Annotated in this window: 23 protein-coding genes; 9 read left to right on the forward strand and 14 right to left on the reverse strand. The window is 68.2% G+C overall.

Features of this window, described 5'->3' with window-relative positions:
- Positions 1-234: 234 nt before the first annotated feature.
- The 3 genes from ACM6LR_RS18060 to icmF all read right to left on the reverse strand — a co-directional run bounded on the left by ACM6LR_RS18060 (position 235) and on the right by icmF (position 5,473).
- A complete protein-coding gene (locus ACM6LR_RS18060; protein ID WP_414937417.1) occupies positions 235-1,224 on the reverse strand; it encodes a TIGR03557 family F420-dependent LLM class oxidoreductase in 990 nt (329 codons plus the stop codon).
- Positions 1,221-2,066 (reverse strand): LLM class F420-dependent oxidoreductase, encoded by an 846-nt coding sequence (locus ACM6LR_RS18065; RefSeq protein WP_414944149.1) that lies wholly within the window; start codon positions 2,064-2,066, stop codon positions 1,221-1,223. Before ACM6LR_RS18065 ends, ACM6LR_RS18060 begins: the two co-directional genes overlap by 4 nt.
- A 170-nt stretch (positions 2,067-2,236) precedes the next feature.
- Positions 2,237-5,473: a fused isobutyryl-CoA mutase/GTPase IcmF gene (gene icmF, locus ACM6LR_RS18070; protein ID WP_414937415.1), complete on the reverse strand. Its 3,237-nt coding sequence runs from the start codon at positions 5,471-5,473 to the stop codon at positions 2,237-2,239.
- Between the two features lie 136 nt (positions 5,474-5,609).
- Here icmF and ACM6LR_RS18075 point away from each other — a divergent pair, with 136 nt between their 5' ends.
- From ACM6LR_RS18075 to ACM6LR_RS18085, 3 genes are all read left to right on the forward strand, one after another.
- Positions 5,610-5,948: an ArsR/SmtB family transcription factor gene (locus ACM6LR_RS18075; RefSeq protein ID WP_414937414.1), complete on the forward strand. Its 339-nt coding sequence runs from the start codon at positions 5,610-5,612 to the stop codon at positions 5,946-5,948.
- Positions 5,941-6,597: a DUF899 domain-containing protein gene (locus tag ACM6LR_RS18080; RefSeq protein ID WP_414944150.1), complete on the forward strand. Its 657-nt coding sequence runs from the start codon at positions 5,941-5,943 to the stop codon at positions 6,595-6,597. Before ACM6LR_RS18075 ends, ACM6LR_RS18080 begins: the two co-directional genes overlap by 8 nt.
- Positions 6,598-6,712: 115 nt before the next feature.
- A complete protein-coding gene (locus ACM6LR_RS18085; RefSeq protein WP_414944151.1) occupies positions 6,713-7,270 on the forward strand; it encodes a dihydrofolate reductase family protein in 558 nt (185 codons plus the stop codon).
- A 36-nt stretch (positions 7,271-7,306) separates the two neighbouring features.
- Here ACM6LR_RS18085 and ACM6LR_RS18090 read toward each other — a convergent pair whose 3' ends face one another.
- Genes ACM6LR_RS18090 through ACM6LR_RS18105 form a run of 4 tightly spaced genes read right to left on the reverse strand, consistent with a single transcriptional unit; the run spans position 7,307 to position 12,491 of the window.
- Positions 7,307-7,870, reverse strand: a complete 564-nt coding sequence (locus tag ACM6LR_RS18090; protein ID WP_101606490.1) for a GTP-binding protein — start codon at positions 7,868-7,870, stop codon at positions 7,307-7,309.
- Between the two features lie 28 nt (positions 7,871-7,898).
- Positions 7,899-8,624 carry a DUF742 domain-containing protein gene (locus ACM6LR_RS18095; protein ID WP_414937411.1) on the reverse strand — a complete coding sequence of 242 codons (726 nt, stop codon included), beginning with the start codon at positions 8,622-8,624 and terminating at the stop codon, positions 7,899-7,901.
- Between the two features lie 7 nt (positions 8,625-8,631).
- Positions 8,632-9,084, reverse strand: coding sequence for a roadblock/LC7 domain-containing protein (locus tag ACM6LR_RS18100; RefSeq protein WP_005166055.1), 453 nt, complete (start codon positions 9,082-9,084; stop codon positions 8,632-8,634).
- On the reverse strand, positions 9,081-12,491 hold the full coding sequence (locus ACM6LR_RS18105; RefSeq protein ID WP_414944152.1) for a nitrate- and nitrite sensing domain-containing protein: 3,411 nt from the start codon (positions 12,489-12,491) through the stop codon (positions 9,081-9,083). Before ACM6LR_RS18105 ends, ACM6LR_RS18100 begins: the two co-directional genes overlap by 4 nt.
- Positions 12,492-12,722: 231 nt before the next feature.
- Here ACM6LR_RS18105 and ACM6LR_RS18110 point away from each other — a divergent pair, with 231 nt between their 5' ends.
- The 3 genes from ACM6LR_RS18110 to ACM6LR_RS18120 all read left to right on the forward strand — a co-directional run bounded on the left by ACM6LR_RS18110 (position 12,723) and on the right by ACM6LR_RS18120 (position 15,452).
- Complete coding sequence (locus ACM6LR_RS18110; protein ID WP_414944153.1) at positions 12,723-12,854, forward strand: hypothetical protein; 132 nt, start codon at positions 12,723-12,725, stop codon at positions 12,852-12,854.
- A 604-nt stretch (positions 12,855-13,458) separates the two neighbouring features.
- Positions 13,459-13,881 (forward strand): DUF485 domain-containing protein, encoded by a 423-nt coding sequence (locus ACM6LR_RS18115; protein ID WP_414937409.1) that lies wholly within the window; start codon positions 13,459-13,461, stop codon positions 13,879-13,881.
- On the forward strand, positions 13,878-15,452 hold the full coding sequence (locus tag ACM6LR_RS18120) for a cation acetate symporter (protein WP_414937408.1): 1,575 nt from the start codon (positions 13,878-13,880) through the stop codon (positions 15,450-15,452). The genes ACM6LR_RS18115 and ACM6LR_RS18120 overlap by 4 nt, the downstream gene beginning before the upstream one ends.
- A gap of 556 nt (positions 15,453-16,008) precedes the next feature.
- Here the strand turns inward: ACM6LR_RS18120 and ACM6LR_RS18125 are convergent.
- Positions 16,009-16,578, reverse strand: coding sequence for a TetR/AcrR family transcriptional regulator (locus tag ACM6LR_RS18125; protein ID WP_414944154.1), 570 nt, complete (start codon positions 16,576-16,578; stop codon positions 16,009-16,011).
- Between the two features lie 137 nt (positions 16,579-16,715).
- On the opposite strand from ACM6LR_RS18125, the gene ACM6LR_RS18130 reads away from it, so the two are divergent.
- Positions 16,716-18,137 carry an MFS transporter gene (locus ACM6LR_RS18130; RefSeq protein ID WP_414937406.1) on the forward strand — a complete coding sequence of 474 codons (1,422 nt, stop codon included), beginning with the start codon at positions 16,716-16,718 and terminating at the stop codon, positions 18,135-18,137.
- Here ACM6LR_RS18130 and ACM6LR_RS18135 read toward each other — a convergent pair.
- From ACM6LR_RS18135 to ACM6LR_RS18155, 5 genes are all read right to left on the reverse strand, one after another.
- On the reverse strand, positions 18,134-18,487 hold the full coding sequence (locus ACM6LR_RS18135; RefSeq protein WP_414937405.1) for a DUF3817 domain-containing protein: 354 nt from the start codon (positions 18,485-18,487) through the stop codon (positions 18,134-18,136). The two genes, ACM6LR_RS18130 and ACM6LR_RS18135, sit on opposite strands and share 4 nt — an antisense overlap.
- A 24-nt stretch (positions 18,488-18,511) precedes the next feature.
- Positions 18,512-18,889 (reverse strand): hypothetical protein, encoded by a 378-nt coding sequence (locus tag ACM6LR_RS18140; RefSeq protein ID WP_414937404.1) that lies wholly within the window; start codon positions 18,887-18,889, stop codon positions 18,512-18,514.
- A gap of 193 nt (positions 18,890-19,082) precedes the next feature.
- The gene (locus ACM6LR_RS18145; RefSeq protein ID WP_414937403.1) at positions 19,083-19,967 is read right to left on the reverse strand and encodes a lytic transglycosylase domain-containing protein; all 885 of its coding nucleotides are present in this window, start codon (positions 19,965-19,967) and stop codon (positions 19,083-19,085) included.
- A gap of 131 nt (positions 19,968-20,098) precedes the next feature.
- Positions 20,099-20,581, reverse strand: a complete 483-nt coding sequence (locus ACM6LR_RS18150; protein WP_414937402.1) for a helix-turn-helix transcriptional regulator — start codon at positions 20,579-20,581, stop codon at positions 20,099-20,101.
- A 350-nt stretch (positions 20,582-20,931) separates the two neighbouring features.
- Positions 20,932-21,087, reverse strand: coding sequence for a hypothetical protein (locus tag ACM6LR_RS18155; protein WP_162182762.1), 156 nt, complete (start codon positions 21,085-21,087; stop codon positions 20,932-20,934).
- Between the two features lie 133 nt (positions 21,088-21,220).
- On the opposite strand from ACM6LR_RS18155, the gene ACM6LR_RS18160 reads away from it, so the two are divergent.
- Both ACM6LR_RS18160 and ACM6LR_RS18165 read left to right on the forward strand, forming a co-directional pair.
- Positions 21,221-21,997, forward strand: coding sequence for a crotonase/enoyl-CoA hydratase family protein (locus ACM6LR_RS18160; protein ID WP_414944155.1), 777 nt, complete (start codon positions 21,221-21,223; stop codon positions 21,995-21,997).
- 10 nt (positions 21,998-22,007) lie between these two features.
- The gene (locus ACM6LR_RS18165) at positions 22,008-22,526 is read left to right on the forward strand and encodes a GNAT family N-acetyltransferase (RefSeq protein ID WP_414937400.1); all 519 of its coding nucleotides are present in this window, start codon (positions 22,008-22,010) and stop codon (positions 22,524-22,526) included.
- 74 nt (positions 22,527-22,600) lie between these two features.
- Here the strand turns inward: ACM6LR_RS18165 and ACM6LR_RS18170 are convergent, their stop codons facing one another.
- Positions 22,601-23,743, reverse strand: a complete 1,143-nt coding sequence (locus ACM6LR_RS18170; protein ID WP_414937399.1) for a CaiB/BaiF CoA transferase family protein — start codon at positions 23,741-23,743, stop codon at positions 22,601-22,603.
- Between the last annotated feature and the right edge of the window lie 26 nt (positions 23,744-23,769).

The raw sequence follows: 23,769 nt of genomic DNA on the forward strand, positions 1-23,769 counted from the left end.
CACGCGAGATCGCCGTCCGAGGAACGAAACCCAACGTCAAGCAAGCAGGATCACGCGACACTAGGCAGTGTCTCTCGAAGCGTGCTTTCGGATTTCCACAGCCGGGCCGCGACATCCACTGGTCCCTCACCCAGCCGTATCAGCGGCCCGCCTCCGCAAATCCAAGGCCTCCGGCCAAAAAACGCACGCGCGTGTCCTCGCCCAACCTGCCAACCCCAGTTCGAGAGACACGCCTTAGGCGGTCAGCTTCGGAAGTACGTCCCGCCCGAAGGTCTCGATGAACTCGTCCTGGTTCCGGCCCACGTTGTGTACGTAGATCCGGTTGAAGCCGGCGTCGACGTACTTCTGCAGCGCGGCACGGTGCACGTCCGGGTCGGACGAGACGACCATGCGGCCCTCGAAGTCCTCACGCCGCACCAGTTTCGCCATTTGCGCGAAGTCGAACGGCGAGCGGATGTCGGCCTTCGGGAACTTCATGCCGCCGTTGGGCCACTGCTCCATCGCGTTGGCCCACGCCGTCTCGTCGTCCTCGGCCCACGACAGGTGCACCTGTAGCAGCTTCGGCATCGAGTCCGGGTCCTTGCCCGCCTTGCGCGCGCCGGTCCCGAAGTTGTCGAGGATTCCCGCCAGCTTCTCGATCGACGCGCCCGGCGTGATCAGCCCGTCGGCGAGTTCGCCGGTCTTGCGCGAGGTGTACGGGCCTGCCGACGCGATGTAGATCGGCGGCGGCTCGTCCGGCAGCGTCCACAGGCGGGTGGTGTGCAGCTTGAAGAACTCGCCGCTGTGCTTGACGTCCTTGCCGGTGAACAGCTTCCGGATGACCTCGAGCGCCTCGAACATCCGCCGCACCCGCTCGGGCGCTTCGGGCCAGTAGCCGCCGATGATGTGTTCGTTGAGCGCCTCGCCGGAGCCGATACCGAGCCAGGTCCGGCCAGGGTAGGTCGCCTCGAGCGTCGCCGCGGCCTGCGCGACCATCGACGGGTGCAGCCGGAACGACGGGCAGGTCACGCCCGGCCCGAGGTCGCCGGTGGTGTTCTCAGCCAGCGAAGCGAGCACGCTCCACACGAAGGACGCTTCACCCTGTTGAGGGACCCACGGCTGGAAGTGGTCGGCGGCCATCTGGCCGGAGAATCCGTGCTGTTCGGCCAGCGCCGCCAGCCGGATCGATTCACGCGGCGAGAACTGCTCGAGTGCCGCGGCCAAGCCGATTTGAACCTCAGTCACGCCTGTTGCCCCTTCCGAAAGTTCTCGGCGACCTTCGCGTACCGGTCGAGTCGCTCCAGTGTCGCCGCTTCGGGCTCGGTCGGCAGGAACAACGTGGCCTCGTCGACACCACCGCTCACCAGCCCGCGCAGCTGCTCTTCGTCCGGGGAGGCACCGAAAGCGGAGAACTTGAGGTCACTCCGGCCCTGGTCGGCGAGCCATTGGCGCGCCTGGCGAAGGTCCTCCGGCGGGGTGTGGGCGTGGGGCAGCCAGCCGTCACCGAACTTGGCGATCCGTTGCAGCACCTTCTCCCCCGCGCCGCCGATGTAGATCGGCGGATGCGGCTTCTGCACCGGCTTCGGCCACGCGTAAATCGGGTTGAAGTCGACGTACTCGCCATGGAAATCAGCCTCGTCCTTGGCCCAGATCTCCTTCAGCGCGGCGAGTTGCTCGTCGACGAGCGCGCCCCGCGTGCGCGGATCCGTGCCGTGATTGCGCATTTCCTCCCGGTTCCACCCGACGCCGACGCCGAAGATGAACCGGCCTCGCGAAACCAGGTCCAGCGAGGCGACCTCTTTCGCCGTGTGGATGACGTCGCGCTGCTGCAGCAACGCGACGCCCGTGCCCAGTTTGAGCTTCGAGGTGGCCCCGGCCGCCGCCGTCAGCGCGACGAACGGGTCCAAGGTCCGGTAATACACGTGCGGCAGCTCGCCGCCGCCCGGGTACGGCGTCTCCCGGCTGACCGGGATGTGCGAATGTTCCGCGATCTGCAGCGAGCTGAACCCGCGCTCCTCGGCGGCGGCTGCCAGGACGTCCGGCCTGATGCCTTCATCGGTGATGAAGGTGGCGATTCCGATCTCCATGTCAGCAACTACCCGGTCACGCCCCGCGATATTCCCGAGCCGCTAGGCCGTGTCTCTCGAAGCGTGCTTTCGGAGTTCCGCAGCCGGGCCGCGACATCAGCTGGTCCCTCACCCAGCCATATCATCAACCCACGTGTCGCTCCCGTTCACCACCTCCCAGGGCAGTACACCTAGACGTTGCGCCGGTACTGCCCGCCCACCTCGAAGAACGCCTCGGTGATTTGGCCGAGCGAGCATACGCGCGCCGCGTCCATCAGTACGCCGAACAGGTTGCCGCCGCGGGTCGCCGCTTCGCGAAGCGTCTTGAGCGCGACCTGCGCCTCAGCGTGGTGCCGGTGCTGGAAGTCCTCCAGCCGGTGCAACTGCGAGACCTTCTCGTCCTCGGTCGCCCGCGCGAGTTCGACCTCGACGTCGTCCTCGCCGGCGTTCGGGTTGCGGAAGGTGTTGACGCCGATGATCGGCAACGTGCCGTCGTGCTTCTGACGCTCGTAGAGGATCGACTCGTCCTGGATCTTGCCGCGCTGGTAGCCGGTCTCCATCGCGCCCAGCACGCCACCGCGTTCGGAGATCCGGTCGAACTCCAGCAGGACGGCCTCTTCGACCAGATCCGTCAGCTCGTCGATGATGAACGAGCCCTGCAACGGGTTCTCGTTCTTCGACAGGCCCCATTCCTTGTTGATGATCATCTGGATGGCCATCGCGCGCCGCACCGAGCTCTCCGACGGCGTCGTGATCGCCTCGTCGAAAGCGTTGGTGTGCAAGGAGTTCGCATTGTCGTACAGTGCGCACAGCGCCTGCAGCGTGGTGCGGATGTCGTTGAAGCTCATCTCCTGCGCGTGCAGCGACCGGCCCGAGGTCTGCACGTGATACTTGAGCTTCTGCGAACGCTCGTTGGCGCCGTAGCGCTCCCGCATCGCGACGGCCCAGATCCGGCGCGCCACCCGGCCCAGCACCGAGTACTCGGCGTCCATGCCGTTGGAGAAGAAGAACGACAGGTTCGGCGCGAAGTCGTCGATGCTCATCCCGCGCGCGAGGTAGCTCTCGACGTAGGTGAAGCCGTTCGACAGGGTGAACGCCAGCTGCGAAATCGGGTTCGCCCCGGCCTCGGCGATGTGATAGCCGGAGATCGACACCGAGTAGAAGTTCCGGACGCCGTGCTCGATGAACCATTCCTGGATGTCGGCCATCATCCGCAGGCTGAACTCGGTGGAGAAGATGCAGGTGTTCTGCCCCTGGTCCTCCTTGAGGATGTCCGCCTGCACGGTGCCGCGGACGTTGCGCAGCGCCCATTCGCGCAGTTCGGCGACCTCGGTTTCGGACGGCTCGCGGCCGTGCTCGTCCTTGAACGCCGCCACACGCTGGTCGATCGCGGTGTTGAGGAAGAACGCGAGAATCGTCGGCGCCGGCCCGTTGATCGTCATCGACACCGAAGTGCTCGGCGACGTCAGGTCGAAGCCGTCGTAGAGCACCTCCATGTCCTCCAACGTCGCGATGGAGACGCCGGAGGTGCCGACCTTGCCGTAGATGTCGGGTCGGGTGTGCGGGTCGTGCCCGTAGAGAGTGACGGAGTCGAAGGCGGTCGAAAGGCGCTTCGCGTCGGAGTCGGCCGAGAGCAGCTTGAACCGCTTGTTGGTGCGGAACGGGTCGCCCTCGCCGGCGAACATCCGCGCCGGGTCCTCACCCTCGCGCTTGAACGGGAAAACGCCCGCGGTGTAGGGGAAATATCCCGGCAGGTGTTCGCGGCGCAGGAACGACAGCAGTTCGCCGGACTCGGTGTAGCGCGGCAGCGCCACGCGCGGGATCCGGTTGCCGGACAGCGTCTCACGCCAGAGCTGGGTGCGCAGTTCCTTGTCACGAATCTTCACGACCAGCTCATCGGCGCGGTAGGACTCGGCGAGTTCCTGGAAACGCGACAGCAGAGTTGTCGACTCACCGTCCACATCGGACTCGGCGGCGGCGAGCAGCCCGTCGAGCGCGTCGGTGCTCGCGTCGACGGCGGCCAGCGCCTCCTTGGCGGCGGCGAGGTGTTCGTGCTTGCGCAGCGCGGCGACCTGCTGCTCGGTCTTGGTGTGGTAGCCGCGGACGATGTCGGAGATCTCCGCGAGATAGCGCGTCCGGTTGGCCGGGATGATCGTGCTGGCGTCGGTGGACACCTTGCCCGCGACCTTCGGGAGCACGCCGGGAGAGACGGTCAGGCCGCGTTCGGCGAGGGTGTCACGCAAGTGCTGGTACAGCGCGGTGACGCCGTCGTCGTTGAACTTCGCGGCGCTGGTGCCGTAGACCGGCATGTCGTCGGGCGAGGAGCTGAACGCCTCACGGTTGCGGACGAGCTGGCGGGCGACGTCACGACGGGCGTCCTCGGCGCCGCGGCGCTCGAACTTGTTGATCGCCACCGCGTCGGCGAAGTCGAGCATGTCGATCTTCTCCAGCTGCGACGCCGCGCCGAACTCCGGCGTCATGACGTACAGCGACTGGTCCACGTAGTCGACGATGCCGGCGTCGCCCTGGCCGATACCCGGCGTCTCGACGATCACCAGGTCGAAGCCCGCGGCCTTGCAGGCGAGGATCGACTCCGAGAGGCCGGTGGGGATCTCGCCACTGGTGGTCCGGGTGGCCAGCGAGCGGAAGTAGACCGGGCTGCCGTCGAGGCAGTTCATCCGGATCCGGTCACCGAGCAGCGCTCCGCCGCCCTTACGGCGCGACGGGTCGACGGCCAGCACGGCGATGCGGAGTTTGTCCTCCTGGTCCAGCCGGAAGCGGCGGATCAGCTCGTCGGTGAGCGACGACTTGCCCGAACCACCCGTTCCGGTGATGCCGAGGACCGGCGTCGTCCGCGCCTTGGCGGCTTCGGCTACCTTGTCGAGCCACTCCCGCGGCAGCGATTCACGCTGCAACTGGGTGATGACTCGGGAAAGCGCGGGGATGTCACCGGAAAACAGTTTGTCGAGCGAGCCCGGCGACTGCGCGGACAGATCCGTGTCGCAGGCTTTGATCATCAGGTTGATCATGCCAGGGAGGCCCATCTCGTAGCCGTCCTCGGGCGAGAAGATCCGCGCGACGCCCCGCGAGTGCAGCAGGTCGATCTCCTCGCGGACGATGACGCCACCGCCGCCGCCGAACACCTTGATGTGTCCGGCTCCGCGCTCGTTCAGCAGCTCGACCAAGTAGCTGAAGTACTCGACGTGCCCACCCTGATAAGCACTGATGGCCACACCCTGGACGTCCTCGGCGATGGCCGCGGTGGCGACCTCGTCGACCGACCGGTTGTGCCCGAGATGCACGACCTCCGCGCCCTGCGACTGCAGGATGCGCCGCATGATGTTGATGGACGCGTCGTGTCCGTCGAAGAGACTCGACGCCGTCACGAAGCGAACAGGGTTCACGGGCCGGTGCAGGTCGCTGCTCATCTTTTTAAAAATACTAGGACTTCCTACTATTTTAAACCCATTCGCTCGCGTGATGGCGCTCTCACTCGTCCTTGACAGATCGACTCGCACCAGTATATTCAACCGAAGGGTTAAACAACCGATCGATTGAGCAGCAATGACCACTGATCAGCTCAGCGCCACGTTCGCCGCCTTGGCGGACCCCACCCGGCGGGCGATTCTCGCCCGGCTCTCCACCGGCGAGGCCAGCGTCAACGAGCTGGCCGAGCCCTTTTCGGTCAGCCTCCAGGCCGTCTCCAAGCATCTGAAGGTCCTCGAGCGCGCGGGCTTGATCAGCCGGAGCCGCACGGCGCAATGGCGGCCCTGCCGACTGGAGGCCGCCCCGCTCGGCGAGATCTCCGACTGGGTCGAGCGTTACCGGCGTTTCTGGGAAGGCGGCTTCGACCGGCTGGAGGAACATCTGGCCGAACTACAGAAGGGCGATCGCAATGACTGAGAGCACGGCACTGCCGGAAATAGTCTCGCAGGACAAATGGCACATCGCGCGAAACGCGTTGCTGGCCAAGGAAAAGGAACTCACCCGCGCCGCGGACGCGGTCGCCGCCGAACGCCGTCGCCTGCCGATGGTCCGCTACGACGGCAAGTACGAATTCGACGGACCGCAAGGCCGGGTGACACTGCTGGACCTGTTCGAGGGACGACGACAGCTGATCGTCTACCACTTCATGCTCAGCCCCGGGCAGAAGGCGGGCTGCCCCGGCTGCTCGATGGTCGTGGACAACATCGGGCACCTCGCCCACCTGCACGCCCGCGACACCACGCTGTACGTGGTCGCGCCGGCGACGCTGCCCGAAATCGAGCGGTACAAGGAGCGGATGGGCTGGACCGTCCCGTGGGTCTCGGCGAGCGGCAGCGACTTCACCGCGGACTGCGGCATCGGCACCGGGTTCGGCATCAGCGTCTTCCTGCGCGACGGCGAAGACGTGTTCCGGACCTATTTCACCACCGCTCGCGGCGGCGACCAGCTGGTGGGGACGCTGCGCTACCTGGACCTGACGCCGCTCGGGCGCCAGGAGGCTTGGGAGGAGTCCAGCCGGGGGACGGACGCGCCAGGGAGCTGGTGGAAGCGGCACGACGAATACTGACCGATCGCAATTAGTCCTCTAGTTGCTGTCGGGGCAGGTCGAGAACGCCGCGGCCGCTCCGACCTCTCGGTGACCGGCGCCCGGAAGGCGGGCGCCGCACCGGAGGGATCCAGCCATGCGCAAGCTCGTCTACTTCGTGCACACCTCGCTAGACGGCCACATCGAGGGCCCGAACGGGGAGTTCGACTGGCCCGCGATGGGACCTGAGCTGTCCGACCACTCCCAGGAACTGACCGACCGCGCCGACACCTTGGTCTACGGGCGGCGTGTCTGGGACATGATGTCGTCGTTCTGGCCGCAGGCCGAATCGCTGTCGGACCACCCGCACGACGTCAGGTACGCCCCGATCTGGCGCGAGACCCCGAAGATCGTCTTCTCCCGGACACTGGAAAAGGCCGGCTGGAACACCGAAGTGGTCGGCGGCGGCCTCACCGAGCGCATCACCGAACTCACAAGCGGGCCCGGCAAGGACTTGCTGCTGATGGGCGGGGCCGAGCTGGCCACCGCGCTGTCGGACCGCGGCCTGATCGACGAGGTCCATGTCGTCGTGCACCCGGTGGTGCTCGGCGGCGGCAGGCAGGTGTTCCCGGGCGGCGTCCGGACGGACCTGCGGCTGACCGGCACGCGCACGCTCGACGGGCGTGCGGTGCTGCTGAGTTACGAAACGGTGTGAACCAGGGCGGCAGCCCCTACGCTGCCGCCGCCAGGTTCACCTGGAGTTGCTCGCGCGCAACGCGATCCACTGCCGCATCGCGTATTCGACCAGCGTGATCAGCGTCTGCTTCGTCGACTCCCGTTCACGGGCGTCGCAGCGGACGATCGGGATGTTGGGGTCGATCGACAACGCTTCACGCACGTCGTTGATGTCGTGCTCGAGGACGCCGTCGAAGGTGTTGACCCCGACGATGTAGGGCAGGCCCCGGTCCTCGAAGAAGTCGATCGGCGCGAACGAATCGGCCAGCCGTCGCGTGTCGGCCAGCACCACGGCGCCGATCGCGCCGCGGACGAGGTCGTCCCACATGAACCAGAACCGCTGCTGCCCTGGCGTGCCGAACAGGTAGAGGATCAGGTCCGCGTCGAGGGAGACCCGGCCGAAGTCCATCGCGACCGTGGTGGTCGATTTGTTGGGCGTCTGGTCGAGGTTGTCGATCCCCCGACTGGCGTCCGTCATCATCGCCTCGGTGGTGAGCGGGACGATCTCCGACACCGAACCGACGAAGGTCGTCTTACCCGCACCGAAACCACCCGCCACGACGATCTTCGCGGATGTCATGGTCGGGGGCGCGGTGTCCCGCGGTGCCTTAAAGCCGACGGAGTCCACTCAAAACCCTTTCCATCAACACCAGATGTGCCTCGGCGCCGTCATTGCCCGAAATCGTCTTGTGCACGCTGACCAGTCCCGCGTCCGCCGCGTCGCTGATCAGCACGCGTGCCACACCCAGCGGTACACGCAGGGTCGCCGCGATCTCGGCGACCGAACGCGGGGTCCGGCACTCCTCGATGATCGAGACGCACTCGATCTGCTCCGCGGCCACCGCGGGAAGGCTACCCGCGGTGACGTGGTCCTTGGTGGAGATGAGCGTCTCCAGCTCGAGAGCGTAGTTCGCCTTGGTCCGGCCGCCCGTGAGGGCATAGGGACGGACGATCGCCGTCTCTTCGAGCGGCGAAGGCGCCTGCTCGAAAACGGCGGGCATGATGAACTCGCCACTGGGTGGGCCCGGGTCGAAAAGACCACCTGGTCTCGGCCCGACGGCGCCTGCGCCGCTGTCGGGTGGAGAAGCAAGTGAGGTCACGCGGTCTCCTTGATCGGTCGGCTGCGGGACTGCATGGGGAACCGGGGCATCTTCGGACTGCTTGCTCTTCTTGCGCTTCCGACGACCACGGCCCGAATCCAGGGTGAAGCCGTTCAGGACGTCGGCGAAGGTACCGTCGTCCCTTGAACCGGCGGCATTGGCAGCCCCCGCGCGCGGGGGCTGGTGTTCACCCGTCCCCGGCGGTTCGCCGAAGGATCCGGACCCGGTGCTCATCGGGACATCATCCCACCGGTTCGCCGATCAGCGACCCACCGGCGCCCTGCAATTGCGCGCGGAGTTCCGGCGTGAGGATCTGGCCGACGCGGTCCACGAGCATCGTCATCTCGTAGGCGACCTGTCCGATGTCGCAGTTCGGGGCGGCGAGGATGGCCAGGCAGGAGCCGTCGCTGATGGACATCAGCACCATGATGCCGAGTTCCATTTCGACGACGGTCTCGTTGACCGCGCCCGCTTCGAAGCACCGTGCGGCACCCTGGGTCAGGCTCACCAGGCCGGACGCGACCGCGGCCAGCTGGTCGGCCCGGTCCAGCGGAAGCCTGCTGGACGCGGTGAGCAGGAGGCCGTCCGCCGACACGACCACGGCGTGCGCCACTCCGGGCACTCGCTCCGCGAAGTCGTTCACCAGCCACCCGAACTGGTTCTGCTGGGGCTGGGCCGGGTTCGGCGAGGTCATTCACCCTCCAGGGTTTCGTGGTTGGCTTCGGTCGCCTGGGCTGTGTGGTGCCGTCCGCGCTGGATGCCCTGCTGGAAACTGCTCAGGCGGCCGCGCACGTCGTGCGCGTCTCGCTGTGGTCGGGGGGTGACCGCCCCGCCGGGCGGTCCCGCGCTGCCCGGAAGCAGTTGCTCCCCGCGACGGCGCCGGGGTAATCCTGCCGAAGTCATCTTCGGAGGCAAAGACTGGGACACCGCTTGGGCGGCCTTCCAGCCTTCGTCGGAGCCGAAGTTCCACGCGTCGGTCTCCTCGACGGCGGAGACCGGTTCCGGTTCCGGCGTCGCTGCCTGCGGTTTTTTCTCGGGCTTCCGGCTCGGCAGCGCGGCGGGCGGCGCCACTGGACGCGCGGCCGTCTTCGGTGCCTTCGCGGGCTCCGGTGCCTTCGCGGGCACGGGCGTCGCTTCCGGCTGGGTGGCGGGGGCAGGCGGGGCCTTGGCCGCCATCTCCTTGCGGCCCCGCTTGACGCCCTGCTGGAAACTGCTCAGCCTGCCGCGCACGTTCGCCGGGTCGCGGACCGGCAGGTCCGACTCGGCGGCGGGCTCGGCGGCCGGGAGCGACGACGCCGCGCTGCCCGGCAGCAGCTGCTCGCCCTTGCGGCGACGCGGCAACCCGGCCTGGGTGAACGTCGACGGGGTGGTCTGGGAAACCTCCTGCACCGTGCGGAAGGCCTTGTCGCTGGCGAAATCCCAGTTGCGTGCCTCCTGCTCGGCGGTGGCCCCGGCTTCGGCGGCGGGCTCGGCGACCTTCTTCTCTTCGGGCTCCGTCTGCCCCGGCTTCTCCTTCTTGGCCGCCGGTTTGGCCGCGGGTTTTTCCGGCACGGGGGCGGGCGAACGGAACCACGCCGAGAGCATCTCGTCGAAGATCGGCGTCGTCTCCGACGCGGTGGGCGGCGCCGCCACCGGGGGCGGAGTGGTCGCCTGGTTCCACCACTCGCTCAGCGTGGTGCTGTTCTTGGCCTCGAACAGTTCCTTGCCGCTGGGCAGTTCGCCTTCCATCGAAGCCGACGTGGACTCGGCGGGCTTCGGCACGTCCTTGGCGACCGGCTCGGGCTCGGCGGCGGGCTCCGGCGAACGGGGCTGCGGGGTCGACGGCGGTGGGGTCGACGGCGGCTGGGCGGGCGGAGATGTCGTCTGGTCCTTGGGGATCGGGCTGAACAGCGCCGTTCCCGAGATCTCCAGATCCGACGGCGGCCGCGGGTCCTGGGTGGGGGCGTGCCCGTTCATCCCGGGTTTGGTGTGGCCCGCCAGATCGTTCGCCGACGGCCACCGCTCGACGCCCTGCGGGGGCACGCTCGGCCGCGAGCCGTTCACGGGACGCTGACGGCGGGGCAGGCCACCCGGCTGCTGCGGCGGCAGCGGCGCGAGGCGCTGGGTGATCGGGCCGGTGGCGGGGCCGGGGTCTCCCGGCGGGGGCATCACGAGGTCCGCCGGGACCGAGACGGTGGCCCGCACGCCGACGATGTCCTTGCCGCCGTGCAGCGAGACGCCGATGTGGTGCCTGCTGGCCAGGCGTCCGACCACGAACAGGCCCATCCGGCGCGAGGTGGCGAGGTCGACGTTGGGGGCCTCGGTGAGCCGGGCGTTGGCCTCGGCGACCTCGGCCTCGTTCATCCCGATTCCCTTGTCGAGGATGTCGATGCCGAACGAGCCGTCTTCGACGAGCCTGGTCGCGACGGTCACCTGGGTTTCCGGCGCGGAGAACGCGGTGGCGTTGTCCAGCAGCTCGGCGATCAGGCGCATCAGATCGTTGGCCGCGTACCCGACCAGCCGGACCGGCGGCGGGTTCTGCACGGTGACCCGTTGGTACTGCTCGATCTCGGACACCGCCGCGCGCACCACGTCGGTGGCGGAGACCGGCTGGCCGGACCGCCTGCCCGGCTCGGCGCCGGAGAGGACCATCAGGTTCTCGTTGTTGCGGCGCATGCGGGTGGCGAGGTGGTCCAGCTGGAACAACGTGGCGAGCTGGTCGGCGTCCTCCTCGTCGCGCTCCAGCCGCTCGATCAGCTGCAGCTGCCGCTGCACGAGACTTTGGCTGCGGCGGGAGAGGTTGACGAACACGTTGCTGTAGCCGGTCCGCATCGAGGCCTGCTCGGTTGCCAGGCGCAGCGCCTGGTGGTGCACCTTGTCGAAGGCTCTGGCGACCTCGCCGATCTCGTCGTCGCCGCCGACCGGCACCGGCCGCACGTCGGTGCCCTGCGAGCGGCCCTCCTGGATGTTGCGGACCGCGTCCGGCAGTTGCTTCTCGGCGACGTCGAGGGCGCTGGCGCGCAGCACCTTCAGTGAGCGCAGCAGCTGACGGGTGATGAGGAAGACGACCGCGACGGCGAGCACCATCGCGCCGAACAACAGGACCGCGAGCAGGCCCGCGCCGCTGCTGGCGTCGTCGACCAGTTCGGCCGATACCGAACTCGCCTGTGCTCCGAACTTGTTCGCGATCTCGCCCGTCTTGGTGATCACCGCGTTCGAGGCGTCGTTCCAGCCCTGCGCGGACAACGTGCGGAACGCCTGTGCGGAAGGGGTGCCCTGCTCGCCGAGCGCGGTCTTCGCGAGCCTGTCGCGCGTCTCCATCGCTTCGTCGGTGACGGTAGCGCCGAAACTTTGGCGCTGCTGTTCCGAAGCGGCGGCGCGGAAGTCGGTGAACCGGTCGGACAGCCGCAGTTCGGCGGTGCGCAGCTGGTCGAGCTCGCTCGGCGCGAGGCTCGAGCGGGCGATGCCGAAGGAGACCAGTGCCTGGCTCAGTGAAAGCTGTTCCTTCATCACGACGAGGTCGTGCAACGCGGCGGGAGTGCCGCCGAGGACGTCTTGGCTGGCGCCCGCGGCCAACGCGGTGTCGACGGCGAGCAGCGCGGTGGTGACGTCGGTGTACTCGCCGATGGCCTGGACGGGGTCGAGCTGTCCGGCGGAGGCCCGCTGCCGGATGTCGGCCAGCCTGGCCAGCTGGACGGCCGCGGCGTCGCGTGCCTGGCGAAGCGACGGCTCGTTCTCGACGGCCCTGGACGCGGCGGCCACATAGAGAGGAATGGCGGTGTCGACGTCGGCGCGGGCGGAGCCGAGTTCGAGGGTGCCGCCGACGGTGCCGGTGGTCAGCCCGGCGGCGGACTGGGTGCGTTCACGGCCGAGACCGTCGGCGAGCGTGCGGATCTGCCCGCTCAGCGCGACGAGGCGGTCCAGCCGCTGGTAGCCGTCGGAACGGCCGACCTGTCCCGCGATGGTGGCGATGCCCAGTGCGAGCGCGATGAGGATCGGCACCAGCGTCACGGCCGACAGCTTCACCGGCAGGCTCCAGTCCCGCCAGCGAACGACCGCGCGCCAGCCGGTGGCCCACCGCGATGGCCGGGGAGTGCGGCCCAGCAGCTCCCCGACAGGCACTTGGCCTTCTCCTGCAACGGTCACGTAGGTGACTCCCTGTCCGGCGTCCTGGCACGGTCTGAGGCGTCCGTTCCCGCGAGGTACTCACCTGCGGGGAACTCGGCCCCGGCCTGACCACGTGATCGACCGCGACATGAGGGACCCCGTCCGGCGATCCTGGTGTCCCCAGGAACACCGGTCCGCTTCAGGAGGTCTTGCACCTGCACGTGCAGGTCGCAACCTGCGAAGTGCATGGTCGTCGAGATCAACTTTTTTGCCAATCGATCACTGCGGGTCAGCCGGGCCAAAGAATCGTACACCAATCCGGGCGCCGTCAATTCCGTTCAGCACACGGGCGCTGACCTGGGAAAAGTGCACACCTGAACGATGTACACGGCCCGAAATCCGTCTCCGCGTCACAAACGAGGGAATTCCGGTTACGGGTTGCGCGGATACACAGGATGCCCCTGTCACCCGATCAGCCTACGCAGGGTAGCCACGTAGCCCAGTCGAACTACTTTCCGTGCCCCCAACGGGTGGGTCAAGCTCAAATGTGTGCCCGATGTTGTGGCCTTGCCACGCTGGTCGGCTCGTTGTCGCTCGACGTGGTGATTCCTTTCGGGATGACCGTCGAACCAGGGGATCTTCCCCGGTCCGCGATGGCGGGCACAGTATCGAACCCCGTCGCGACCCGGAACCAGAACTACGATCTGTCACCAAAACGAGGGACACAGCGTGGTCACCTCCACCTTTTGCCGCAGTGGGCCGTTCGGGCGACGACCGCGCGTGACAAGCGACCTCACTATTACGAGTGAGAAAGCCGAATCATTTCGACCAAAATGAATTTCCAGAACACTAATACAACAGGAAAACGAATACCAGGTCGTGCGTTCGTGGAAGCGGGGTCGCCTATTCAGCGCGCCCGAAGCCGTAGTTAGTATGTGCGCTCCGTCCCGCGCCGGATGCCAGCAAGCCCCCGGAGGAACCCATGCCCGACGTCGCGCGCCCCTACGCGGTGAGCAACGCCCTCGAGGACACCGGGCAGCTGCCCGCGTTGTTCGTCCGCGGGCGCCAGACCGCTCCCCCGCCGCAGCGCAGTACCGGCCCGGACTTCGACCGGATCCAGCACGGCAAGGAGTTCGTCGCGCTGCGCAAGACCTTCCGACGGTTCGTGTTCCCGATGAGCCTGCTGTTCTTCACCTGGTACATGACGTTCGTGCTGCTGGCGGCCTACGCGCACGACTTCATGAGCCGGAAGGTGATCGGCGAGATCAACGTCGGCATCCTGCTCGGCCTCGGCCAGTTCGCGAGCACGATCCTGATCACGATCGCCTACCTGCGCTTCGCCAACAAACGGCTCGACCCCAAGGTCGAGCAGCTGCGGGCCTCGGTCGAGGCGGGGGAGCGATGAGCATCCCCGACAACGACCCGGTCCTGAACATCGCGGTGTTCGCGCTGTTCGTCGCGATCACCCTGTACGTGGTGTACCGCGCCAGCACGCGCAATTCCTCCACTTCGGACTACTACGCGGCGGGCAGCGCCTTCACCGGGCGGCAGAACGGCATCGCGCTCTCGGGTGACTTCCTCTCGGCGGCGTCGTTCCTGGGTATCGCCGGGGCGATCGCGATCCACGGCTACGACGGCTTCCTGTACTCGATCGGGTTCCTCGTGGCCTGGATGGTCGATCTGCTGCTGATCGCGGAACTGCTGCGCAACACCGGCCGCTTCACCATGGGCGACGTGCTGAGCTTCCGGATGAAGCAGCGCCCGGTCCGCGCCGCGGCCGCGACGTCGACCCTGGTGATCTCCTTCTTCTACATGCTCGCGCAGATGGCGGGCGCCGGCGGGCTGGTGGCGCTGTTGCTGGACATCCACGGCGGCGTCGGCCAAGCGCTGGTGATCGGCGTCGTCGGCGTCGTCATGGTGCTGTACGTGCTGGTCGGCGGGATGAAGGGCACCACGTGGGTGCAGATCATCAAGGCGACCATCCTGCTGCTGACCGGCGCGCTGATCACCGTGTTCCTGTTCGGCAAGTTCGGCTTCAGCTTCTCGAACCTGCTTTCCGCCGCCGCCGACAGGAGCCCGCTCGGCGACGAACTGCTGCAGCCTGGCGGTTCGTACGGCAAGAGCGAGATCACGAAACTCGACTTCGTCTCGCTGGCGCTGGCACTGGTCCTCGGCGCCGCCGCGCTCCCGCACGTGCTGATGCGGTTCTACACGGTGCCGAACTCGCGCGAGGCGCGGCGCTCGGTGGTGTGGGCGACCGCCTGCATGACCGTCTTCTATCTCTGCACCCTGGTCATCGGCTTCGGCGCGGCCGCCCTCGTCGGCCCGGAGGCGATCAAGAACGCGCCGGGCGGGGAGAATTCCGCCGCGCCGCTGCTCGCGCTGAACATCGGCGGAACCGTCCTGCTCGGCATCGTCTCGGCGGTGGCCTTCGCGACCATCCTCGCCGTCGTCGCCGGGCTGACGATCACCGCGTCGGCCTCCTTCGCCCACGACGTCTACGCCAACATCTTCAAGCGCGGCAAGGCGGAACCGGCCGCCGAGGTCCGGGTCGCCCGGCTGACCGCGGTCGCCGTGGGGGCGTTCGCGATCGTGGGTGGCATCCTGGCGAACGGGCAGAACATCGCTTTCCTGGTGGCGCTGGCGTTCGCGGTCGCGGCGTCGGCGAACCTCTCGACGCTGCTGTACTCGCTGTTCTGGAAACGGTTCAACACCACCGGCACGCTGTGGGGCATCTACGGCGGACTGATCGCGAGCCTGGTGCTCGTGCTCTTCTCGCCGGTGATGTCCGGGTCCGCGGACTCGATCATCAAGAGCGTCGACTTCCACTGGTTCCCGCTGAAGAACCCCGGCCTGGTCTCGATCCCGTTCTCGTTCCTGTGCGGCATCGTCGGCACGTTCGTCGGCCGCTCGAAGGCGGATCCGGACAAGCACGCCGAGATGGAGGTGCGGTCCCTCACCGGGATCGGCTCCTGACCCACCGCCACATGCCGGGAGACCTCCGGAGGCGTCCAGGGTGTGCGATCGAATCGCGGGTCGTCCGTGAAGGCCTCCTTAAGGGACCCAGAGTCCCTTGAAGTTCCCCTCACCTCTCTTGGAACACCAACTTGAGCCTCCGCGCACCACCAGTCACAACCAACGCGCGTGAAGGGTCCCTTCACGCGTTCACCAGTACATGAAGGACCCCTTCCTCGCGCCAGGCGCCAGGGTCCCGGCGAAGTCGCGGAGCTGCTGGTGGTAATCCGGACTTGTCATCGCTAGTGCCCGCAAGGGCCGAGCGGGGAAGGCATGTCCCTGAACCCCTGTTGATCAAGCTCCGCAACCAGTGTGAACCCCGCGACGATGTAGGAATGGGGACACTAGACGTCCTCATTCCTACCTCGTCAGTCTCACACAGCGACGAATAACCGTCTGACCTGCAAGACCTCGACTTTGCCGGGACCCTGCGCCAGGCGCGAGGAAGGGGTCTTTCAGGTACTTCAAACGAGCAACGCACGGTCGCGAGGGTCGCGAGGGTCGCCTCGTCCGAGAATCAACGCGCCCGGAGGCCGTCCAGCACGATCGCGAGCAGCCGCTCGGTGTCCTCCGGCGACGCCTTGCTCGCGGCCGAACCCACCCCGTGGCCCAGCCTCAGGATGTCGACCCCGGTGACATCGGTTCGGAGCAAGCCCTCCTCCTGAGCCGCCTTCACGATCGCGTCGGACGCGGTCCGCAGCCGGGCCTGGCACCAGCCGAAGACCTCGGACCCGGCGTCGACGGACGCCTTCAGCGTCATCGCCAGCCCGTGCTTCTCGACCACGTAGACGACGTGCGTCGACAGCCACGTCTCGAGCGCCTTTCCAGGCGGTAGTTCTTCGAGCAGGTCGAAAGCGCGCTGCGCCAGCCCATCGATCTCGTCGCGATAGACGGCCTCGACCAGTTTTTCGCGCGTCGGGAAGTGCCGGTACAACGTGCCGGCGCCGACGCCCGCGCGTTTGGCGATGTCGTCGGCTGGCACGTCCACGCCGTCGGCGGCGAACGCCTTCTTCGCCACAGCCACGATGCGCTCGTAGTTGCGCCGCGCGTCCGCGCGCATGGGACGGACCGGATCGGCCGTGGCCATCTGCACCTCCTCGGGCGACGAAAACGGAGACGTTCTCCCAATCCACTTGCGTAAGCGGAGACACTCTCCATATCATCGCTCACGACCTCAAGTGGAGAGTCTCTCCGCTTCATCTCGTTACGTCTTTGGAGTATTCCTTGACCGAGCGATCCCTGCGTACCGAGCCTAGGCCGGAGACGGCCGAGGCCCCACCATCTCCACACCGGCTGGTCTTGCCGATCGTGCTGACCTGCCAGCTCATGCTCATCCTCGACGCGACGGTGATGAACGTCGCGCTCCCCCGCATCCAGTCCGAACTCGGCTTCACCGACACCGGGCTGTCCTGGGTGATGACCGCCTACAGCCTCGTCTTCGGCGGTTTGCTGCTGCTCGGCGGACGGGCGGGCGACCTGTTCGGCCGACGCCGGATGTTCGTCGTGGGCACGGCCGTGTTCACCGCCGCGTCCCTGCTCGGCGGCCTCGCCGGTTCGGCTGAGATGCTGATCGCGGCGCGGATCGCGCAAGGTGTCGGCGCGGCGCTCGCCGGGCCGAGCACACTGGCGCTGATCACCAGCACATTCACCGAGGCCAAGGCCAGGGTGCGTGCGCTGGCGCTGTTCTCGGCGATGTCCAGCGGCGGTTTCGCGATCGGCCTGCTGCTCGGCGGGCTGCTGACCGAATGGATCTCGTGGCGCGCGGCGCTGTACATCAACGTCCCGTTCGGGCTCGCGATCGTCCTGCTCACCTCGCGGTACGTCGCCGATCCCCCTCGGCGGCGCGCGCGACTGGACCTTCCCGGCGCGATCACCGGCACCTTCGGCGTCGGCTCGCTGGTGTTCGCGTTCACCCACGCCGCGTCGCACGGCTGGGGCGACACCATCACCCTCGGCAGCCTCGCCGCCGGGCTGGCTCTGCTGGCCGCGTTCCTCACGATCGAGACGCGGGTGAGCCAGCCGCTGATCCCGTTGCGGCTGTTCGCCGAACGCGACCGCGCCGCGGCCTACGTCAACTTCTTCCTCGGGCCGATGGCGATGATGTCGCTTTTCTTCTTCCTGACCCAGTTCCTGCAGGACATCGCGGGATTCGCCGCGCTGGAGACCGGCTTCGCGTTCCTGCCGATGGCCCTGTGCATGTTCGGGCTCAGCAGGCTTATTCCGCGGCTGCTCCCCCGGTTCGGCCCGAAACCGCTCGCGCTGACCGGCACGGCGCTGATGACCGGCGGGGTCGTCTGGCTGACCGCGCTCACCACCGACAGCGGGTACTTCTCCCATCTGCTCGGGCCGATGGTGCTGATGGGCGCCGGCGCGGGGCTGGCGTTCTCCCCGCTGAGCGTGATCATCATGGCGACGGTGCCCACCGACGACGCGGGTGCCGCCGGCGGGCTCCTGCAGACCTTGCAGCAGGTCGGGGCGACGCTGGGGCTCGCGATCCTGATCACGGTGTTCGGCACGGTGACGCGGACCCCGTCCGGGAGCCCGGCGGAGACCGCGGTCCACGGGATGACCTCGGCGTTCGCCACCGCCGCCATCGTGACGGCGTTGTCCTTCCTGGTGGCGCTGACCTTCCGGCGCCGGGCTTAGAGCTTGACGCCCGCTTGGACCTTGTGCGTGACCTTGCGCTCCATCACGAAGGAGAAGAACGGGACGCAACCGGCGATCAGCACGAGGACGGTGCCCTTCATCGACCAGCGGGCCTTGATCGCGAGGTCGACCGAAAGCAGCAGGTAGATCAGGTAGAGCCCGCCGTGGACCATGGGGATCATCTTCACGAACTGGGGAAGTTCCACGCGGAAGACGTACTGCAGCAGCATCTCGACGACCAGCCCGAGCAGGGCCACACCGGTGGCGTACGCCGCGACGCGGAACCGGATCAGCGGCCCGCCCAGCGAGACCGAGTGGGCCGGGGCAGCGTCGTCAGTTCGGGTGGTCATAGGGTCTCGAACCTCTCTGGGGAACTACTTGTCGCGGGCGTTGAGTTCACGCAGGTACTTGTTGTACGCGGCGAGCTCGTCGTCCTCGGGAGCGGACGGCGCGGGTTCCGGGGCACGTCTCCGCCGGGGCGCGGGCGCTTCGGGGACGACGGTCTCGGCCGTCCGCTCCGGGGTGTCGGCTTCCGCGGCCTGGCGGCGGAGTTTGCGGATCCGCCAGAACATGAACGCGGGGAACAGCCCGAACAGCGGCCACTGCAGGACGTAGCCGAGGTTCTGGAAGGTCCCGCTCGCCGAGGAGAAGCGCTCCCACTGCCACCAGGCGAGCCCGCAGCACAGCGCCAGGCTCACCAGGCAGACGCCGGCGATGCCGAGGCGGCGCAGGGTGACGGACGATGCGGGCACGCATCGACGCTAGCACTGGCCGCGCGGCGAAAGTTCGGCGACCGGGCCGGTCGGGACCTTGGTCCCGGCTGCTCCCGAGCGGGGGCTGAAGGGGACTTTCCCCGCATGTCATGCGGCGAAGGGAGCTCTCCCCACATGTCATGCGGGGAAAGCTCCCTTCAGCCCACGGTGGTGACGACAGTGGCGGCGTAGGTCACTTCGCGGTCTGAACGGCCTTCGCGTAGTCGTCCGCCAGCCCGAAGACCTTCTGCGCGTACTCCGTCGAGTTGTTGTACGACAGGATCCCGGCCCACCATCCCGAGGCCGCCGACATGTCCCGGTTGTTCACGCACAGGTAGCGCGCCGCCGCCAGGGTCGCGTCGTCGATCTGCTGCGGGTCGCCGACACCGTCGCGGTTGCCGTCGGCGGCGTACCGGCGCCAGGTGCTGGGGATGAACTGCATCGGGCCGACAGCGCGGTCGACGGCCGGGTCACCGTCGAACTGTCCGCCGTCGGTGTCGCCGATCGCCTTGACGCCGGGCGACCCGTCGAGCGGGACGCCGATGATCGGCTTCGAGGGCCGTCCGTCCTGGCCGAGGACGGCGCCGCCGTACTGGCCGTGGTTCGACTCGATCCGGCCGATGCCTGCCAGGGTGGCCCAAGAGATCTTGCAGTTCGGCTGCATCTGGCGCATCGCCAGCTCGGCGTTGCCGTAGGCGAGCAGCGCCCTGACCGGGATGCCGGTGGCGCGCGCCGCTCGTTCGGTCCAGGTGGCGAGGGGGTCCTTGCCCGGTTTCGGCTGCGCCTGCTGCGGCGAGGTCTGCTGGGCCGCGCCGCCGGCGGGGGTGGCGTTGACCGGGACGACCGTCCCCGGTTTGACGTCCGCCGCCTTGACCTCCAACGCGGGGATCTCCATCGTCGTCGGGCTCGCGACCGGGGCGGACGCCTTGGTCACCAGCCAGATCCCTCCCGCGGCGAGGGCGAGCACGGCCAGCACGATCACCAGCCTGCCGAGTACGGCGGCGCCCACCCCGCGGCGTGGCGGAGTGGGCGTGGCCGGGTCGGCGACGAGCTCGTCGTTTTCCGGGGTGGTGCGCACGAAGCGGGTCCTCCAGCGTGGGCGGCGATCACGACCGATACTCGAACAACGAGCTCGCGCAGGTTAGCGTTACGCGGTAATCGAAATCGCCCCTGTCACGCCGGTTCACCCAGGCGTGCGAGAAGTTCTCGTCAGGCGGACTTCTGCTGCCTCGCCAGCCGCGCCACGCACCAGGCCGGGGCGCTGCCGCGGCGAAGGTGCTGCAACACGGTCATCGGGCCGAGACGGCGGCTCAGATCGGACGGGGCGAGCCCGGCCGCGCGGTAGTCGAGGGCACGCTGATCGAGCGGGCTGATGCCGGCGTCCCACCAGGCTTCGGCCTCGGCGACGCCGCCGACCATCTGCCACCAGCCCGCGGCGGCGACCAGCAGGTCCTGCGGCACCCCAGGCAGACGGCTGCGCATCGCGTCGAGGTAGCCGGGGTCGGTGGCCTCGACCGGCGCCCATCGCGCCTGGCCGGACTGCTGACGCTGGCCGGGGATACCGGGAGCTTGGCGGGGCACGTCGGCCAGCCACGCCGACGCGATCCGGTCGGCCTCCTGCTCCTCGGGGGTCTGCTCCCGCTCGGCGGCCCACTGCCGGATCAACGCATCGACTCCGGGATCTCCGGTCATCCCTGCCTCCTCATGATTCCCCGACTGACAAGTCCTGACTTACTTGCCCGGCTGGAAGTTCCCGCTGCTCTGGGGCTTGCACCTGCGGAAACTTCTCGCCCAGGAGGCCGGCTCCGGCGCCTGGAGGACCAACCGATCACGCAATGTGAGCACCGTAGGGGCGCGAAGGTCTGTTCCGCCAGAGCTTCCAGGGCACGAATTCGTCGACCAGCGGGTTTTCGGAGGCAATCCACCCGGATGGTCGAGTCACCCGACCGAAATCCGACATGAGTGACCCTGAGTGATAACCGCTGGTGGCCGCGCACGCTGATCACCGGCGTCACCGAGGACACCGGGGGTGGCGGAACCGGTCAGGAGAAGAGGCTCCGGACGAACGTCACGATGGCTTCGGCACCTGACCGGAGCCAGCCGAGTGCGGTGTGGACGGCATCGGCGGATTGCGTCGGCCTGCTGATCAGAAAGAAGAGCACGAGCGCGACGACAGCGATCACAACGAATTTCTTCAAGCCGGGCGACATGGCTCCATCCCATCACACCGTAGTGTCCAGACGATGACTCCGCGCGCACTGCGGACTTTGTCACCACTTTAAGGAGCCCCGGGCCCTGTTGCCCACCCGGATTCACCTCAGGGAGCGATTGATGACCGAAAACGTTCTCGTCCACCGGGACGGGCCGGTGACGACGATCACGCTGAACCGGCCCGAGGCCCGCAACGCGGTGGACGGGCCGGCCGCGGTCGCGCTGGCGGACGCGTTGCGCGCCTTCGACGGCGACGAGGAGGCTTCGGTCGCCGTGCTCACCGGTTCGGGTGACGCCTTCTGTGCCGGAGCCGATCTGAAGGCCGTCGGCACCGACCGCGCCAACTCGCTCGGCCCGGCGGGCGACGGGCCGATGGGGCCGACGCGGATGGCGTTGTCGAAGCCGGTGATCGCCGCGGTCCGCGGACACGCCGTCGCGGGTGGCCTGGAACTGGCCCTGTGGTGCGATCTGCGAGTCGCCGACAGCACGGCCGTCTTCGGGGTGTTCTGCCGCCGCTGGGGGGTGCCGCTGATCGACGGCGGCACGGTGCGCCTCCCCCGGCTGATCGGGCACTCCCGGGCGATGGACCTGATCCTCACCGGCAGGCCGGTCGACGCCGAGGAGGCGCTGGCCATCGGGCTGGCGAACCGGGTCGTGCCCGACGGCGAGGCGCTGAGCGCCGCCCAAGCCCTCGCGCGCGAACTGGCCGCGTTCCCGCAGGCGTGCCTGCGCGCGGACCGCAAGTCCGCGTACGGCCAGTACGGGCTCACCGAGGAAGAGGCGATGCGGGCCGAGTTCTCGAACGCGCTGATCCGCGGCGGGCTCGCCGAGGAGGCCGCCGAGGGCGCGAGCCGGTTCAGTGGCGGTGCGGGACGGCACGGCACCTTCAGCCCCTAATCTCGACTCAATGAACGACACCGGAGTCGCGCTCAGACCGGTCCACGAAGACGACCTGCCGACGCTCGAGGCGCTGACGAACGACCCGCGGGCCGCGGGCGCGTTCGAATGGCACGGCTGGCACGACCCGCACTTCCTGCGCCGTCGCTGGACCGAGACCGGTATGCTCGCGGCGGACAACGGCATGCTGATGATCGTGCTCGACGGGCAGCGGCTCGGCTTCGTCTCCTGGCACAAGACCAGGTCCGGGTCGACGTCGTACTGCTGGAACGCCGGCCTGGTGCTGATCCCCGAGGCACGCGGCCACGGCCACGGGACCGAGGCGCAGCGGCTGCTGGTCCGCTATCTCTTCGCGCATACGCAGATGAACCGCGTCGAGGCGTCGACCGAGGCGGACAACATCGCCGAGCAGCGCTCCCTGACCAAGGCGGGCTTCACCAAGGAGGGCGTGCTGCGCGGCTACGGGTTCCGGGACGGGGCCTGGCGCGACCACATCCTCTATTCGATGCTGCGGTCCGATCTGGGCTGAAAGCGTCCTTCACCGCATGACACGCGGTGAAGGACGCTTTCGCTGCGTCTCAGGCGGGGAAAGTCCCCTTCAGCTCACACGATGGTGCCCGCGGCCTTGAGCCGCTCGATCCCGTCGGCGTCCACCCCGAGTTCCGCGAGGACGTCGGCGGTGTCGGCGCCCTTGGGCCGCGGCGGTTCCGGCGTCTCCGCCGGGGTGCGGTCGAACCTCGGCGCGGGCGCGGGCTGCACCACACCGCCGATGTCGACGAACGTCCCGCGCGCGACGTTGTGCGGATGCGACGGCGCCTCCCCCGGCGCGAGCACCGGCGTCAGGCACGCGTCGGTGCCCTCGGCCTTCGCGACGAGTTCGTCGCGAGTGTGCTTCGCGACGGCCTCGGCGACGATCTTGCGCAGCTTCGGCCATTCGTTCTTGTCGACGTGGACCGGGGTCTCCTCGGGATCGAGCCCGAGCACCTTCACCAGGGCGCCCCAGAACCGCATCTCGATCGCGCCGATGGCGACGTACTTGCCGTCGGCGGTCTCGTAGGTGTCGTAGAACGGCGCACCGCCGTCGAGCAGGTTCTCACCGCGCCCGCCCGGCCAGAGCCCGGAGTTCAGGAGTCCGTGCAGACTGGTGGTCAGCAACGCCGCACCGTCCACCATGGACGCGTCGACTACCTGCCCCTTGCCGGACGACTGGCGTTCGAACAACGCCGCCAGCACGCCCATCGCGAGCAGAAGGCCACCGCCGCCGAAGTCACCGATGAGGTTGAGCGGAACCACCGGCCGCTGTCCCGCGGGCCCGATCGGTTCGAGCGCGCCGGCGATGCCGATGTAGTTGATGTCGTGCCCGGCGACGGTGGCCAGCGGGCCGTCCTGGCCCCAGCCGGTCATCCGCCCGTAGACCAGCCGCGGGTTGCGGGCGTGGACCTGCTCCGGCCCGATGCCCATCCGCTCGGCCACCCCGGGACGGAAACCCTCGATGAGCACGTCGGCCTCGTCGGCGAGCTTCAGCACCAGCTCGACCCCCTCGGGGGTCTTGGTGTTGATCCCGATCGACCGTCTGCCGCGGGCGAGCGGGTCGTTCGGGAACGCGATGACGTCGTCGCCCGGTGTCGCCCGGTCGATCCGGACGACCTCCGCGCCGAGATCGGCGAGAATCGTGCAGGCGAACGGCGCCGGGGCGAGCCCGGCCAGCTCGACGACCTTGAGGCCGCTCAGTGGCCCAGCCTTCATCGCCACGTCCTTTCCATGTACGGCAA

It is taken from the genome of Amycolatopsis sp. cmx-11-32, assembly GCF_047608695.1.
In the GTDB taxonomy this organism is placed as follows: Bacteria; Actinomycetota; Actinomycetes; order Mycobacteriales; family Pseudonocardiaceae; genus Amycolatopsis.